General features: G+C 58.6%; 13 protein-coding genes and 1 rRNA gene. 6 read left to right on the top strand and 8 right to left on the bottom strand.

Annotated elements, in window-relative coordinates; translation table 11 throughout:
- Nucleotides 1-18: 18 nt before the first annotated feature.
- Nucleotides 19-849: a serine hydrolase gene (locus tag ACUY2T_RS09605; protein ID WP_011273098.1), complete on the bottom strand. Its 831-nt coding sequence runs from the start codon at nucleotides 847-849 to the stop codon at nucleotides 19-21.
- Nucleotides 846-1,706 carry a LysR family transcriptional regulator gene (locus tag ACUY2T_RS09610; protein ID WP_434820004.1) on the bottom strand — a complete coding sequence of 287 codons (861 nt, stop codon included), beginning with the start codon at nucleotides 1,704-1,706 and terminating at the stop codon, nucleotides 846-848. The genes ACUY2T_RS09605 and ACUY2T_RS09610 overlap by 4 nt, the downstream gene beginning before the upstream one ends.
- 114 nt (nucleotides 1,707-1,820) lie before the next feature.
- On the opposite strand from ACUY2T_RS09610, the gene ACUY2T_RS09615 reads away from it, so the two are divergent.
- The 6 genes from ACUY2T_RS09615 to ACUY2T_RS09640 all read left to right on the top strand — a co-directional run bounded on the left by ACUY2T_RS09615 (nucleotide 1,821) and on the right by ACUY2T_RS09640 (nucleotide 9,344).
- Complete coding sequence (locus ACUY2T_RS09615) at nucleotides 1,821-3,467, top strand: DNA repair helicase XPB (RefSeq protein ID WP_448308413.1); 1,647 nt, start codon at nucleotides 1,821-1,823, stop codon at nucleotides 3,465-3,467.
- Nucleotides 3,468-3,506: 39 nt separating this feature from the next.
- A complete protein-coding gene (locus ACUY2T_RS09620) occupies nucleotides 3,507-4,199 on the top strand; it encodes a DUF3239 domain-containing protein (RefSeq protein ID WP_035002612.1) in 693 nt (230 codons plus the stop codon).
- Between the two features lie 137 nt (nucleotides 4,200-4,336).
- Nucleotides 4,337-5,113: a 5-oxoprolinase subunit PxpA gene (locus ACUY2T_RS09625; RefSeq protein ID WP_035002609.1), complete on the top strand. Its 777-nt coding sequence runs from the start codon at nucleotides 4,337-4,339 to the stop codon at nucleotides 5,111-5,113.
- Nucleotides 5,110-6,813 (top strand): 5-oxoprolinase/urea amidolyase family protein, encoded by a 1,704-nt coding sequence (locus ACUY2T_RS09630; protein ID WP_035002607.1) that lies wholly within the window; start codon nucleotides 5,110-5,112, stop codon nucleotides 6,811-6,813. The genes ACUY2T_RS09625 and ACUY2T_RS09630 overlap by 4 nt, the downstream gene beginning before the upstream one ends.
- A 49-nt stretch (nucleotides 6,814-6,862) precedes the next feature.
- Nucleotides 6,863-8,665 (top strand): acetyl/propionyl/methylcrotonyl-CoA carboxylase subunit alpha, encoded by a 1,803-nt coding sequence (locus ACUY2T_RS09635; RefSeq protein WP_448308406.1) that lies wholly within the window; start codon nucleotides 6,863-6,865, stop codon nucleotides 8,663-8,665.
- A gap of 34 nt (nucleotides 8,666-8,699) precedes the next feature.
- Nucleotides 8,700-9,344, top strand: a complete 645-nt coding sequence (locus ACUY2T_RS09640; RefSeq protein ID WP_434820489.1) for a GntR family transcriptional regulator — start codon at nucleotides 8,700-8,702, stop codon at nucleotides 9,342-9,344.
- 64 nt (nucleotides 9,345-9,408) lie between these two features.
- Here ACUY2T_RS09640 and ACUY2T_RS09645 read toward each other — a convergent pair whose 3' ends face one another.
- From ACUY2T_RS09645 to rrf, 6 genes are all read right to left on the bottom strand, one after another.
- Nucleotides 9,409-10,209, bottom strand: a complete 801-nt coding sequence (locus ACUY2T_RS09645) for a putative hydro-lyase (RefSeq protein ID WP_448308407.1) — start codon at nucleotides 10,207-10,209, stop codon at nucleotides 9,409-9,411.
- Between the two features lie 23 nt (nucleotides 10,210-10,232).
- Entirely contained in the window at nucleotides 10,233-11,462 is a 1,230-nt protein-coding gene (locus ACUY2T_RS09650) for an NRAMP family divalent metal transporter (RefSeq protein WP_448308408.1), read from the bottom strand.
- 45 nt (nucleotides 11,463-11,507) lie between these two features.
- A complete protein-coding gene (locus ACUY2T_RS09655; RefSeq protein ID WP_448308409.1) occupies nucleotides 11,508-12,470 on the bottom strand; it encodes a hypothetical protein in 963 nt (320 codons plus the stop codon).
- Between the two features lie 56 nt (nucleotides 12,471-12,526).
- Nucleotides 12,527-15,109, bottom strand: coding sequence for an ABC transporter permease (locus ACUY2T_RS09660; protein WP_448308410.1), 2,583 nt, complete (start codon nucleotides 15,107-15,109; stop codon nucleotides 12,527-12,529).
- 2 nt (nucleotides 15,110-15,111) lie between these two features.
- Nucleotides 15,112-15,867 (bottom strand): ABC transporter ATP-binding protein, encoded by a 756-nt coding sequence (locus ACUY2T_RS09665; protein WP_448308411.1) that lies wholly within the window; start codon nucleotides 15,865-15,867, stop codon nucleotides 15,112-15,114.
- Between the two features lie 222 nt (nucleotides 15,868-16,089).
- Nucleotides 16,090-16,207, bottom strand: a 5S ribosomal RNA gene (gene rrf / locus ACUY2T_RS09670).
- Nucleotides 16,208-16,215 lie beyond the last annotated feature (8 nt).

Here is a 16,215-nt window from a genome sequence, read left to right on the forward strand (position 1 = left end):
ATTCAAGTGGCAGAAATTCTAACGAAGAGCGTCCACGAGCAGTCTAGCCACTTCGCCAATAGCACCATCGTGAGTACTCATTGCTTGTTCTGGCACCACCTGTTTCAGCATGATGGACACCACAATGGGCTCCTCGCCCTCAACCTGGATAATCGAAGCTTCACCATGGAGAAGTCCTACAGTGCCCGTTTTTCCATAGATATCAACGCCGCTTGGAGGAAAGCCTGAAGGAACACGGTGACGCCACACCTGCAACCCCAAGAGTTCACACATAGATCGACGTACCGCTGCACTATCGTCTTTCCAAACCTGTTCCAAGTCATTAGTTATTTCCGCCAACGAAGAGACTGCAGAAAACGCTATATCTGTACTTCTCCCCCCTTGGGATTGAACATATTGACGCAATTGTTTCTCCGCCGTCACTAAGCTATTCCGATCTTGCAAGTCATAATGAGGTGGAAACCGTTTAAGAAATGCTTCTCGAGCCCACGCAGGCAGTAGACGCAAAATCTCGTGGGCGGCCACGTTATCTGACACCGATGCGACTTGTTTCATTAAGTCTCGGAGACTCACGTTCACTGCGTCATCAAAGGCAGCGAACCCATACCCTTCGTAAGTTCCTTTGGACGGTGCAACGTCAACACGAAGACGAGGATCCAGATCACCTCGTTGAATCGCTTCCAAAGTGAGGTGGAGGAGCCGGATTTTATATAAGGATGCCACCGTAATTTTCTCGTCTTGTTTGCGTCCGATAGTCACCCCATCGTGCAGTCGCGATGCACACCACCATCCCTCACACCCCGACCGCGTCAACACGTTTTCCAGGGCCATCTCCATCCGTGCAGTCATTGGTTAATCCTTCGACAAATTCTTTCGGCGACCACCATGGCCTCGGCGCCATTGTCCATCCCACCTCGGCGAACCACTACATCCACGGAAAAATCGAAACGGGAAGGAAGCTCAATAGCATTGTCAAACTGGTGAAAACCGCGAAATACCAAAGACATCCCCTCCCCTCTTCCAATCAATAAGCCCCTACCTAGAGCATCCTCTGAATCATTAATTTCGCAAGACACACCCGACCGAAATAGCTCTCTCGCCAAACCACTGGCTGCACTTGAATTGTCATTCAGGTTCTCCACCAGCAGATTCAATTGAGACAAGGTCTTATCCAACCTTGAATACCCCGGCGGCACCACTAGATCACGTGACAGAGAAAACTGCCTCGCACTGCGGTGAGTACCCAAGGGAACCGGAGCTTGAACAAGCCCCGCATGAATAGCGCCTTCTTCAACACGGGCAAGAATCTCAACAGAAGGCAGTGACGACAAAACTACTCCATCATGCTGCTGTGCCTTTGCTGCAATACGCGATCCTATCTCGCTTGGAAGCGCACTACTGATGGCCAAACGAAACCCGCTTTGCGCACCACTTCGGATACCGTCAATCATCGAATGCATAGTCTGAAGATCGCGATTAATCACCCGGGCATATGGAAGCAAGGTCAACCCTGCCTCGGTTAGTTTCACTTCCCCCGCCCCTCGGATAAATAGCGGTGTACCTACACCAGCTTCTAAGCGCTTAATGGCATTGGAGACAGGCGGCTGACTCACTCCCAGTCGCGCTGCCGCCGCTGTAAAACTACCGGTCTCCGCTAAAGCCACGAAATACTGCCATTGGCGCAGATTTCCCGTCTGAGCAATCATGGGTCTCAGCATAGTGGAGCACGAGTTCGCACCACTGCAGCGTAAAATGATGTCTTTGGCTTGAGCAACACCGTCGCGGTGGCGTCGATAAACAAAAAGGAAGTGACACACAGCGTGGGCATTGGAAACGGACCGCTCATTGTGCAGTCGGATAAGACCGTGCTGCTGGAAATCGACCACGAACAGGCGCAGGAGGCGCGCACCGCGCTGGCACCGTTCGCGGAGCTGGAGCGCGCGCCCGAACACGTGCACACCTACCGCATCACCCCGCTGGCGCTGTGGAACGCCCGCGCCGCAGGGCACGACGCGGAGCAGGTCATGGACGTGCTGGAAACCTACTCGCGGTTCCCCGTCCCGCAACCGCTGCTGATCGACATTGCAGACACAATGGATCGCTACGGGCGACTGAAGCTCATCAAGCACCCGGCGCACGGGCTCGTGCTAGAGACGACGGACAGGGCTGTGTTGACGGAGATCCGGCGTCACAAAAAGATCAAGCCCATGTTGGGCGCAGACATCGACGAGGACTCGATCGTTGTGCACCCTTCCGAACGTGGCAGGCTCAAGCAGGAACTGCTGAAGGTCGGCTGGCCCGCAGAGGACCTGGCGGGATACGTCGACGGCGAGGCGCACCCCATCGAGCTGTCGCAGGAACACGAAGAATGGCAGCTGCGCGACTACCAGGAGATGGCGGCCGATAGCTTCTGGGAAGGCGGCTCGGGCGTGGTAGTGCTGCCGTGTGGTGCGGGAAAGACGATGGTCGGCGCGGCCTCGATGGCCAAGGCAAAGGCCACCACCCTGATCCTGGTGACGAACACCGTCGCGGGCAGGCAGTGGAAGGACGAGCTAGTGCGCCGCACCTCCCTGACGGAGGATGAAATCGGCGAATACTCCGGAGAGAAGAAGGAGATCCGCCCCGTGACCATCGCCACCTACCAAGTGGTCACGCGCAAGTCGAAGGGCGAATACCGGGCGCTGGAGCTGTTCGACTCCCGCGACTGGGGCTTAATCATTTACGACGAGGTTCACCTGCTGCCTGCCCCGGTGTTCCGCATGACCTCCGACCTGCAGTCTCGCCGCCGTCTGGGGCTCACCGCCACCCTGGTGCGCGAGGACGGCCGCGAAGGCGACGTATTCAGCCTGATCGGGCCGAAGCGCTATGACGCCCCATGGAAGGACATCGAATCGCAGGGCTGGATCGCCCCGGCGGACTGCACCGAGGTGCGCGTGCAGCTAACCGAGGCCGAGCGGATGGTTTACGCCACCGCCGAGCAATCCGACAAATACCGACTGGCCGCCACCACACCAACGAAAACCAAGGTGGTACGCAAGATCATGGAAATGCATCCGGACGAGCCCACCCTGATTATCGGCGCGTATATCGACCAGCTGGAGGAGATCGCTGGCGAGCTGGATGTACCTGTTATCGACGGCAAGACCGGCAACGCCAAACGCGAAAAGCTCTACCAGCAGTTCCGCGACGGTGAGCTACAAACTCTTGTGGTGTCCAAGGTGGCGAACTTCAGCATCGATCTGCCCGGTGCTTCGGTAGCCATTCAGATCTCCGGCACTTTCGGTTCTCGCCAGGAGGAGGCCCAGCGGCTGGGCCGTATTCTGCGTCCAAAGCCGGACGGTGGCGGGGCGTTTTTCTACTCCATCGTCGCCCGTGACACACTGGATGCGGACTACGCCGCGCACCGCCAGCGCTTCTTGGCTGAGCAGGGCTACGGCTACCGCATCGTCGATTCTTTCGACCTTTAGAATTATCCCTGCCTTTAGACCGCCACGTTAAGGAGCCCCATGTCCGCCGCCCAGCAACCGATGCAGGTTGACTTCCATTTTGATGTCGACGACGAATACGCCCGTAAGCACAATGAGTTTCTGCGCGATGCCAAGCGCATGCAGGTCTCGGCGGGCATTTTGGCGCTTGTGTTGGCCGTGATCGTGGTTGTTCTGCTGGTGACCGCTGGCACGCACTGGTGGGCAATCGCCATTAGCTTCGCTCTCGGTGTATTCGCACTGTTGTGCCTGGCGCTGATCCCGATCCTGCCGCGGAAGATGGGGACGCCGCAGCAGTACTTCGACATGTATGACCTGGCTCCGGCGATGATTGCAGAGGTCAATGCACGGGATATGGTGCTGTTGATGCTGGTCGACGCCTCCGCAGATCCAGCGCGGACCGTCCCCGCTCTGGCCTATCGCACCGTCACCTCCATTCCGGGAGTTCCTCGGGAGGTCGGCGCCAAAGTGCCGTCTATGGCGGTGACTGGCTACCGTCCTACGCGTGGCCCCAAGGTGTATGAGGAGATTTCCCCAATGCCGGTGGCATGGGGAACCGGGGATGCCAAGGTGTGGAAGCGTGCGGAGCGTGCCATCAGCACGAACCTGTGGAAGCGCCTGGAGGGACTGCTGGATCAGGTGGATAAGGCCAAGGCGGCTCCCCGCAGTGTCTATCTGCTCGACAATCCCGGCGATAAAAAGGCTAAAAACTAACGTAGATCACGATTGCGAAAACCGGGTGATTGATTTCACAATGGTTGCGTAGGTCACTACACTGGCACGCACATTGTTGAACAATCCAGCCGGCGGTGCGGAAACCCGCGCTACTGGCCATACAAGGAGTCGATCACATGTCCACCTCCCGCAACCCGATTTCCATCGACCTCAACGCTGACCTCGGCGAAACGACCGGCGGCAACCCGGTCAGCGACGATGCAGCAATGGTGGCCATCGTCTCTAGCGCCAACGTCGCCTGTGGATTCCACGCTGGCGACCCCCATGCCATTTCCTCCACCCTCGCCGCCGCTGCCGAAAACAACGTGACCGTCGGCGCCCATGTGGGCTACAACGATGTAGCTGGCTTCGGCCGCCGCTTCGTCGACTACTCCCCCGCGGAGTTGGCCGACGAGGTGCTCTACCAAATCGGTGCTCTCGACGCGCTCGCCAAGGCTCGGGGCACGCAGGTGCGCTACGTAAAGCCCCACGGCGCGATGTACAACACAATCGTCCACCACGAGGCACAGGCAAAAGCCGTCATCGAGGGAATCAAGGCTTTTGGAGCAGATCTTCCCGTGATGTTGCTGCCAGGAGCCGTAGCCGCCACATACGCAGAACGGGCCGGCCTCCGCGTAATCAACGAGGTCTTCGCCGACCGCGCCTACAACCCAGACGGCACATTGGTATCCCGTCGCGAAGCCGGCGCAGTACTACACGACCCGGATACCGTCGCCGACCGCGTTGTCCGCATGGCGCAGGAAGGCACCATCGAGGCCATCGACGGCACCACCATCCACACGTCAGCGGATTCAGTGTGCGTCCACGGTGATTCACCCGGCGCGGTCGCCATGGCAGAGCGCATCGCCGCAGAACTGAAGGCCAACGACATCACTATCGGGAGCTTCCTGTGAGCCACACCGTTTCCCCCGTCGGCACCCGTGCCGTCATCGTAGATCTACCCGACCTCGCCACAGTCATGGCTTGGCACGCATCACTTGTCGCCAGCCCCTTGCCCGGGCAGGTCGAAGCCATCGCCGCGGCGCGCACTGTACTGGTTTGTTTCGACGCCCATTCCTCCGCCATCGCAGGCCTGAAAGCACTGCGCGACTTCCGTCCGCAGAGCTCCGCCGAGACCACCCCGCGAGAAGTTACCATCGACGTCATCTACGACGGCGAGGACTTGGCGGATGTCGCAGAACTGATGGGCATTTCCACCGAAGAATTGATCGACCGCCACACGCAGCAAAAGTGGCTGGCAGCTTTCGGCGGTTTTGCTCCCGGTTTCACCTATTGTGTGCCTGCAGAAGACGATCATTCCTACACCTGGGATATTGCCCGTCGCAGTTCCCCGCGCACAGCGGTTCCCGCCGGCGCCGTCGGTCTGGCGGGACAGTTCTCCGCCGTATATCCCCGCACCTCCCCTGGCGGGTGGCAATTGCTGGGGCACACGACCCAGCCAATGTGGGATACGCACGCCGAGCAGCCCGCCCTGCTGCAGCCTGGCGATACTGTCCGCTACCGCCAAGTGCGCGAATCCATCAATGTGGAAGCAGGTGTTGATACCACGTCCAGCGATGCACACGCTGGCACCCTAAAGGACACGTCCACGAGCGCGGGCGTAGGGGCGTCACAAAGCAACAAACCTCACGTGCCCGTCCGGCCGAGCCTTAAGGTTCTCGACGCTGGATTGCAGACACTCTTCCAGGACACCGGTCGTGCGGGCTACGGCGACATCGGCGTAAACAGCTCCGGTGCGATCGACCGGGCAAGCGCCTGGGCCGCGAACGATGTGGTCGGCAATTCATCGACGGCAACGGTGCTTGAAAATATCGGCGGCTTGGAGCTAGAGGCTCTGGTGGATACCGCGGTCTGCGTCACGGGTGCACGGGCACAGGTATCAATCGACCGTAAGACTTTCGAACTCGGTGCCCCTGTACAGGTCAAAGCAGGCCAAACGCTGAAGATCGAACCCGTTGGCGGCAAGGGCAATGGTCTGCGCAACTACGTTGCAATACGCGGCGGACTAATCACAGACCAGGTGCTGGGTTCCAGCGCAACCGACATTCTCTCGGGCTTGGGGCCACAACCCGTAGCTACTGGTGATGTGCTGAAGGCAGGACGTCGAACCGCACAGGCTTCCGTCGGTACGACCACAACCAACCCCTTCGACGGCAGCAATGTTTTGCGCTGTGTGGCCGGTCCGCGCGCCAACTGGTTCAGTGACGAGGAGCTGCAGCGATTCACCGAGATCGAGTGGATCGTTACGGGACAGTCGAACCGCGTCGGGCTCCGTCTGGCACTGCCGGAGGGCAGCGAGGACAGTCACGGTAGCGAGGGCAGCCCCACCCCTACGCCGCTGCAGCGCAGCCGCGACGGAGAACTCGCCAGTGAGGGCATGGTCACGGGCAGCATCCAGGTACCTCCGAACGGTCTGCCCGTAGTGTTTATGGCGGACCACCCGGTAACTGGCGGCTACCCTGTCATCGCAACCGTCGTCGACAAGGATCTTGACAAGGCTGGTCAGCTTGCGCCAGGCGACACAGTGCGTTTCGAGCTTATGGAGTTCGATCAGCAGGCACAGCAGTCACAGCAGGCGCCGCAACCACAATAAGACACCCGACACAACACCTAAGAACGCTAAAGGAAACAAGGAACAACCAATGAGCCAAGATACCTTCCCACTGCAGACAGTCCTCATCGCCAACCGCGGTGAAATCGCGATTCGCATCGCACGTGCCGCTCGCGATCTGGGCATCCGTTCCATCGCTGTCGTTTCCGAGGCAGACGTGGACAACCTGCACGCAAAGATCGCCGACGAGGCCTACACCCTGCCTGGCAATACCGCCGCTGAAACCTACATGAATATCCCGGCTCTACTGGACATCGCTCTGCGCGCCGGCGCGGACTGCGTGCATCCCGGCTATGGTTTCCTCTCCGAGAATGCAGACTTCGCTCGTGCCGTCACTGAAGCTGGCCTGACCTGGGTTGGCCCGGCGCCGGAGGCCATCGAGACCTTGGGCAACAAGGTCGCCGCGCGCGCCTTGGCCACCGAGGCTGGAGCCCCGCTGGCTCCCGGCACTCCGGACCCGATCCCGAACTGGGAGCAGGCCCGCGACTTCGCAGACCAGCACGGCATGCCTATCGCGATTAAGGCTGCCTTCGGCGGCGGTGGCCGTGGCCTGAAGGTCGTCCACGACTACAACGACATCGAAGCTGCGTTTGAGTCCGCAGGCCGCGAGGCCAAGGCGGCATTTGGTCGTGGTGAGTGCTACGTGGAGAAGTTCTTGACCAAGCCCCGCCACGTCGAGGCGCAGGTACTGGCCGATACGCACGGCAACGTGCGTGTCATCGGCACGCGTGACTGCTCGGTGCAGCGTCGCTTCCAGAAGCTGGTCGAAGAGGCTCCGGCTCCGTTCCTCACCGACAAGCAGCGCAATGACATCATCGAGGGCTCCCGCGACATTTGCCAGGCCGCGAACTACACGGGCGCAGGCACGGTGGAATTCATTGTCGCCGAGGATGGCACCGTTAGCTTCTTGGAGGTCAATACTCGCGTGCAGGTCGAGCACCCAGTCACCGAAGCCGTGACCGGTGTGGACATTGTCGGCGAGCAGTTCCGCATTGCCGCAGGCCTGCCGCTGAGCTTCGATGAAGATCCAGCTAGCGATGGCCATGCCTTCGAGTTCCGTATCAATGCAGAGGATGCGGCCAACGGCTTCGTCCCCTCCCCTGGCGCCGTGACCCAGTTCGAGATCCCAACTGGTCCCGGCATTCGTGTGGATGCTGGTGTGCGCGCTGGCTCCACGATTCCGGGTTTCTACGATTCGCTGATGGCCAAACTCATCGTCAAGGGGCCGAACCGTGAGGTCGCGCTGCGCCGCGCCCAGGCCGCACTGGCTGAGATGCGTATCCAGGGTGTACGCACGGTATTGCCGTTCCACAAGGACATCGTGACCCACCCTGCGTTTTGCGGCGATGATCTGCACGTATACACCGACTGGGTGGACAAGGAGTACGAGCCGGGCATCGGCGCTGGCTACGCCGGCTCTTCCCCCGAGGACGTCGAGGATGCGTACACGGAGCGCACCACCCTTACCGTAGAAATCGATGGTCGCCTACACCGCGTGAGCGTTCCTTCCTCCTTCGGCGTTGCTGCTACCCCTTCGGCTGGTGCTGACGCCACCTCAACCTCGTCTGCCGCTGGTTCCAACGCTGGCGCTGACAAGTCCGGAGCAGGCGCTTCTACCGCCGGCAACGCGGTGGAGTGCCCCTACACTGGTGTGCTGGTGAAGTGGCAGGTTTCCGATGGCGATTCGGTGGAGGTCGGTCAGCCGATCGCGACGATCGAGGCGATGAAGATGGAATCCACGGTGGAGGCTAAAACATCTGGCACCATCACTCTGGCGAGCCTCAACCCGGGCGACAATGTGTCCAAGGGCGACCCGCTGGGCCACATCGCTTAATCTTGAGCACCGTTGCGTAATAGGCTGTAGTGCTATGCACTCCCAGTCAGCTATTGCGCACTCTCGCCTCCTCGACGGCATCGCCTCCGGGACTTATGCTCCCGGCGAAAAGCTGAACGAGGTGAATGTGGCTCAAACACTGGGAATCTCCCGTAATACCTTGCGGGAGGTTTTCGCCACCCTGGTTTCGGAGGGGCTGCTGGAGCGGATCCCCAACCGGGGTGTTTTTATTGTGGAACCCACCCGCGAAGATCTGCGTGACATGTACGCCAGTCGCCTGGTGTTGGAACCGGGTGCCCTCTTGTGGGGAGCACGACAAGGGCTACAGAAGCTGGAGGGCATCGTATCCACGGCGGAAAAGCTACGAGATTCCACTGGCCGGGATGCCTCTGATGACGATATCCGCGCGATTGCGGATGCAAACCAGGCGTTTCACCGTGCGATCGTGGTCAGCGCGGGGTCGGAAGGGCTCAATCAGACGATGGATCGTATTTTGGCTCAGATGCGCTTGGGTTTTGTGCGCGCTAACCGACTGAATCACCAGTTCCATGTGGAGTTCATCGCCCAGAACCGAGCCGTAACGGATCTGATTGCGGAGAAGCGCTGGGAACTTGCAGCTAACCAGTTAGCTGGTTCCCTGCAGCACACGCATGACAATATCGATCGCTACTTCGGCTAGTTTGCTGTGCCGGAGTTATAAGGCTTGAGGGTGATAAGGCTGGAGGGTCGAGTCCCCATAACGATCAGGGCACCTGATACTGCACGTCGCGTGCATCGGTAATCAGCATGTGGCCCGGTGCATGGCAGATAGCGAACTCCGGCTGGGACTCCATCACCACCGATTGCGGGGTCACTCCACATGCCCAAAACACCGGAATTGTGCCCGCAGGAATATCCACGGATTCGCCAAAGTCGGGTTGATCCAGGTTCTCGATGCCGATTGCGGTCGGGTCGCCCACATGTACCGGAGCGCCGTGCACTGCCGGGTAACGCGAGGTGATCCGCACCGCATCGGCCACCTGGGAGGCGGGAATTGGTCGCATAGATACAACCATCGGCCCGGAAAACACTCCCGCAGGGGTGGTCTCAATATTCGTCCGATACATGGGCACGTTCCGCCCTTGGGCGATGTGTTCTACTGGCACATTGTTATCCAGCAGTGCTGCTTCGAAGGTAAAGGAGCAGCCGATAATGAAGCTCACCAGGTCATCGCGCCACACGTCACGCACGTCCGGAACCTCCGCTTCCAGCTGCCCATCGCGGTATACGCGGTACAACGGAATATCGCTGCGGATATCGCCATCCACCAGCAGTTCGGAGGAGACCTGTCCAGCCTCTAGCACTCCGAGCAGCGGGCAAGGCTTGGGATTGCGCTGAGCAAAGAGGAGGAAGTCGAATGCCTGTTGCTGCGGCAATGTGATCAGATTTGCCTGCGCGTAGCCCCGTGAGTAGCCGGAGGTGTGTGTCACAGTGCCCCCGCGGAAGATCTCACGCGCCTGTCGTGGTGAGAGCACTCCAGGATTCTGGAATGTCTGCACTTCCACTCCCCTTTCCTTCGATAAACGTCTTAGGCCCAGATTTCTGGCAACTTGCTCATCGAGCTCCAACCCAGGTAAAGCGTCAACAACCAGGTGACAACGCCTAGAATCAGCAGCCATGCCGGGTACTTGTAGTTCTGCATCAGATCACGGCGGCGCCAGGCTACCCACAGCACAACAGCGAAGCCGATCGGCAGAATCAGACCATTAAACGCACCAGCAAAGATCAGTAGCTTCTGCGGTGCCTTGTTGAGGACCAGGTAAATCACTGCGCACACAGCGATGAACGCAACAACAAGCCAGTTGAAGGTGGACTTCTTCATGGACTGTGGCGTCACAAAGGTCAACGAGGTGTAGGAGGCGCCCACCACAGACGTCAAGCCTGCAGCCCACAGCACCACGCCGAAGAAGCGCACGCCGATGTCACCGGCTGCGTGGCGGAATGCATCAGCGGCCATGTTGTCGCCAGCCAGGGTCACACCCGAGGCGACCACTCCGAGGATTGCCAGGAACAGCAGCATACGCATCACGCCTGTGACCACGATGCCGGAGACCGAGACCTTGGTAATCGTGCCTACGTTATGCACGCCAGTCTGTCCGGAATCGATCATGCGGTGCGCACCTGCAAAGGTGATGTAACCGCCGACGGTGCCACCGATCAGCGTGGTGATCACCAGGAAGTCCACCTCGTCCGGCATCACGGTATTCTGCAGCGCTTCGCCCAGTGGCGGCGAAGAGACAATCGCGACGTAGATCATCAGCAGGATCATGATCGCGCCCAAGCCGACCACGATACGGTCCAGAGCCATGCCCGCACGCTTGGACAGGAAGACGAAAATGGCGATGGCCGCTGACAGACCACCACCGATAAGCGGATTCAGACCAAGCATCGCATTGAGGCCCAGACCCGTGCCACCGATGTTGCCGATGTTGAAGATCAGGCCACCAACGAAGACGAAAGCAGCCATGACCCAGCCGAGCCCCGGCAGAATCTCATTGCCTAGCTCGTTGGCACGCTTACCGGATACGCCCAGCACACGCCAAACATTGAGCTGAATGGCGATGTCCACGAGAATCGATACCAAGATTGCGAACGCAAAAGCTGCGCCCATCTTCACTGTAAAGACGGTGGTCTGGGTGATAAAGCCCGGGCCGATGGCGCTCGTGGCCATGAGGAACATTGCGCCCAGCGATGCGGTGAATGTGGCAGCGCGGGCGGTTTCGGGCTGGTTACCCGTGTGCTCGTCTGTGTTGGACATTAAAGCACCTTTCTATTAGTGATCCGTATCACCTTAGAATGTTGTTCAACAATCTGCAACTGCCTGTCGCAGCCACCCAGCCAGATCATCAATGCGCTGCCGCCACACAGCAGGTGCGGCAATGATGTGCTCACTGTCGTACTCGTAAAACTGCACCTCGGCGCCACTTTCTTCGAAGTACTTCTTAATGACGCCACCCGCGGTTCCCCTGCTATCGAAACGTGCAATGGAAATAGCCGTCGGCACCCCTGCAATATCCACCGCGAACCCCTCCGGGATTCGCGGGCTTAGGGCCGCCAGGAAATTCAAATCCGGCGCCGTGCTCACCACCTGGCCGGCAGCAACGAGCCCACTACCAAAGACGACCAGGCCGAATGCCTTCGGCGCCAGCTCCGACTTGATCTGAAAGATAGCCTCCGCAACATCCTGCTGACTGAGCTCCCAGGATCCATAGCCAGGTAGTGGATATGTCAGATCCACAATCGTCACCCCGGAGCGCTCCGCTAGTGCCGCGAACAGCGGCAGCCAGAACTGGTCGTGGCTCGCACCATCCCCAAACCAACCCGGCCCTCCATGCAGACTGACAGCTACTGCCCCACTGGGGTTAGGGGGCGTCAGAACCGTTCCAACAACCCCATCCGGCAGCGCACCATGCTGTGCTGTCCAGGGCTCTGCTCGCACTTGTGCGGTATAAGCAACGTGGGGCATGCGGTGATCCAAACCAGCCCCCAGCACCAATAAGCTGCTGTGCGCTAGCAGGTCAGGTACCCGCGCCCACATACGCTCAGTATCATCCACGAGGTCCGCAGGGACGGGGCAGGATTGCTCCTTGTAGGTAACCCCCTCATCGGTGACCAGGGAGTTGAAGATCTCCGGGTAATTATCCTCGAAGAAGTTATTCAGCTGCTCCAACTGCTGTTGCGCGGTCAGCGGCTCCACGCCCAGCTGCACGTCACGACTGCTGCCGGGCAGGCTCACGATATCGGAGTTCGGGGTCTGCTCACTCATAGTTTTTCATTGTAAGACTTTCGCAAGACTTTCCGAACCCCATATACGTAGCTCCCCTAGTCGGCGATCGCCTCGAGCGGGGATGTCTTTGCCGCCTTATGCGCCGGCCATAGCGCGGCAAGCACGCCAACGATACCGGAGCCAACCACCATTGTAAGTAGCAACTGCCAAGGTAGAACGGCCTTGTCCAGACCTTCGGCGGCCAGCACCTTCACAAATACCCAGCCCAGCCCCACGCCGATCAGCACACCGAGTAGTGCACCGTAGATGGCAATTTGTACAGCCTCTAGGGTGATCATCCGCCTTACCTGTCGGCGGAACATACCCACCGCACGCAACATGCCGATCTCTTGTTTACGCTCGATCACATTCAATGCCAGGGTGTTGATAATGCCCAGGATGGCCACCAGGATGGACAGCGCCAGCATTGCGTTGAGGATCATCAGCAGCTGGTCAATGGATTTCGACACCGTACCTGCGTACTCGGTAGTGGTGAGGACATCAGCCACGATGAAGGGCTCCACCGACTTGCGCACCTTCTCCTGTAGTTCGTGTTCCCGAACGCCGTCCTTAGCGTGAACGAAGATCTGCATAACTCGTAGATCATCGACCTCGGAGATCGGTTTCCCCTGACCGAGGTAGGGCTTGAGCGCAGCTTCATTGAGTAATGTCTGCGGTTGAATCGGCTCCGTATAGATTCCCAGAAGTTTTACTTCGCCTAGCTTTCCTTGGCCTACGCGGTAGATCGGCACGGAATCGCCGACCTTCCACTTCATTTGGCTGGCCTTACTCTCAGAGGCATAGAAGCCGGGCTTTTCAGTCTCCAGGTTTCCGCCCAAGGACTTCAGCCCCATGGACTTCCCCAGATCCCCCTTGTAGAAGAAGGAGAAACTGCCGGAGTAGTTCACGCTGCTTTCACCCTTGGCTTTGCCGACGCTGATGGGTGTCGTGCCGACGGTGGAAAGGGACTCCACACCATCCGTATCTGCCACTGCCTTTTCTACTCCCTTAGGCAATGGGAACCCCTGGTTCGCAGGACCGCTCACCACCAGATCGGACTTGACGGTATCTCCAATCATGTCCTCCATGGCGCTTTTCATCGTCGCACCGACCATGCCAAATGCGGCAACGAGTGCCACGCCGAGGGTTAGCGCGAATGCAGTTGTTGCGGTGCGTCGCGGATTCCTGCGCGAGTTTGTGGACGCCAACTTTCCAACCGCGCCAAAGGGAGCCCCAAGTACGCGTCCCAGTGCTGGGACAACTGGAATCGATAGTGCCGGAGAGACCAGGAAAGTGCCGACAATCACCAGTAGAGCGCCGAGTCCGAGGATCGATGCCCGGTTGCTCGTTTCGGCGTCACTAAGCAACAGCGCGGTAACTGCAGCGGCGACACCCGCAAGAACTACGACCAGCCCCGAAATGGTACGCAACTTCAACGGCGACGAACTGGAGACATCGCCGGAACGCATCGCCTCGACTGGATGCACGCGACCGGCACGACGGGCAGGTGCCCATGCCGAGAGAATCGTGATCAGGACACCAACGATCAAAGGCAGAATGATTGCCTGTGGGGTCAAGGTAAGCCCTGAGTTCGGGAGGCCGAAGCCGAACTGATCCATGAGAGCGAAGATCCCCTTCGCCAACCCCATGCCCGCGATAATGCCCAGGACGGATCCGACGATGCCAACGAGGATGGCCTCGAACACCACGGAGGTTGTGAGTTGCCCACGTGAAGCTCCCAGGGAGCGGAGCAGCGCAAACTCACGGATACGCTGCGCCACCACCATAGAGAAGGTGTTGGCAATAATGAAAGCGCCGACGAGAAGGCTGACCAGGCCAAAGGCAAGGAGGAAGTAAGTGACGAAGCTGAGGCCTTCTTTCACCTCCTTGGAGGACTTCTCCACGATCGAGTCGCCGGTAACAACCTTGAAGTCGGGGTACTTCTGCTCAATTGAACTCTTGAGTTGCTCCGGAGATACTCCGTCGCGAGCAGACAGCCAGAAGCCGTCCGGGAAAGTACCGTCCGTGTATCGCTTGATATAAGTCTCAGGATCTACGCCCAAGCCTAGGTAGCCGCCTACGGCAAAATCCGTGTCATAGATACCCACGATCTCGTACTCATGGCTATCCCGAATGTCGATAGCTTTGAGCGTATCGCCGATGTGCACGCCATGCTTCTCTGCGGCATCGCCGTTGATCATCGCCTCCTTCTCCCCCTTGGGTTCGCTACCGTCAGTCACGTTAACCGAGGGGCCGGGAGCGCCTTCAGTGAAGTCATTGGGGAAAAGTACGGAAGGAGCTCCGCCAGTGCTAAGTTGCTTTCCGTCCTTAGCAACTACTGCAGTGGTTTCGGACGCCATGGAGATACCCTTGACATCCTGGTTTTCTTGCAGCTGCTTCTTTGTCTCGACAGTGATTGGCTTGGTTGGTTTCTTCTGGGAGACTTCTACGTCTACAGCGGAGTAAACGTTTTCGAAGATTCCGGTGAAGGACTTCTGCATCATGTCAGTGAACATGAAGGAACCGGAAATAAACGCAGTTCCAAGCACTACGGCGATGATCGTGAGAAGGAAGCGAATCTTGTTGGCAAGGACGCTTCGATAGGAGACCTTTGCTACAGCGCGGGTGTGTCTACGCATGACTAGTGATCCTCCAGCTTGCCCATGACTCCGAGGATGGACTCTACATCGGGCTTGGCTAATTCATCGGCGATGCGACCATCGGCAAGGAACACCACGCGATCTGCGTAGGAGGCTGCCTTTGGATCGTGGGTCACAATAACAACTGTTTGCCCATCCTTGTCCACGGCGCTGCGAAGAATGCTTAGCACTTCAGCGGAGCTGTTCGAGTCCAGGTTGCCGGTGGGCTCGTCACCGAAAATGATGTCGGGTCGGGAAACGAGAGCGCGTGCACATGCTACGCGCTGCTGCTGACCACCTGAAAGCTCAGAGGGGCGGTGTTGCAAGCGTCCTTTGAGTCCAAGACGCTGCACTACTTCATCGAACCATTCCTGATTAGCCTTCTCCCCTGCAATGTCCAGTGGGAGCGTGATGTTCTCCTTTGCCGTGAGCGTGGGAACCAGGTTAAAGGACTGAAAAATAAAGCCCAGCCGATCGCGGCGAAGAGCAGTAATCTCCTTGTCGCGGAGGGTTGAAATATCGGTATCACCGATATATGCCTTGCCGCTGGAAATGGAGTCAAGTCCGGCCATGCAGTGCATCAGCGTTGATTTGCCGGAGCCGCTTGGTCCCATAATTGCGGTGAATTGGCCGTCGAGGAAGTCGATAGAAATACCGTCAACAGCGCGAACCTCTGTTTCACCGTGTCCATAGATGCGCTGCAGGTTTACAGCGCGAGCAGCGCTATTGGAATGGGTGGTCTCTTTTTGCTGTTGCATTAGCCTAGCTCCCTTAACTCCTCTGTATTCCCCAATATGTATGGGGTAGTGCCTGCTCTGCGGGTAGCACCGCAGGAAAACTATTCGATAAACCTAATTATAAGCTGTGCTTCACGAATTTTCGGAGCCAAGACCGAGATCACAATTGAACATACAAAAAGACCCAGAGCGCTTTCCCCTATTCGGAGAAAGGCTCTGGGCCAGATTCTTTTCAAGTTTTAATGCCGGCGGTGACTTACTCTCCCACACCCTCCCAGGTGCAGTACCATCAGCGCAGGTAGGCTTAGCTTCCGGGTTCGGAAAGGGACCGGGCGTGACCCCACCGCTAACAACCACCGACAAACCACA

It is taken from the genome of Corynebacterium sp. 22-2729 (assembly GCF_053479475.1).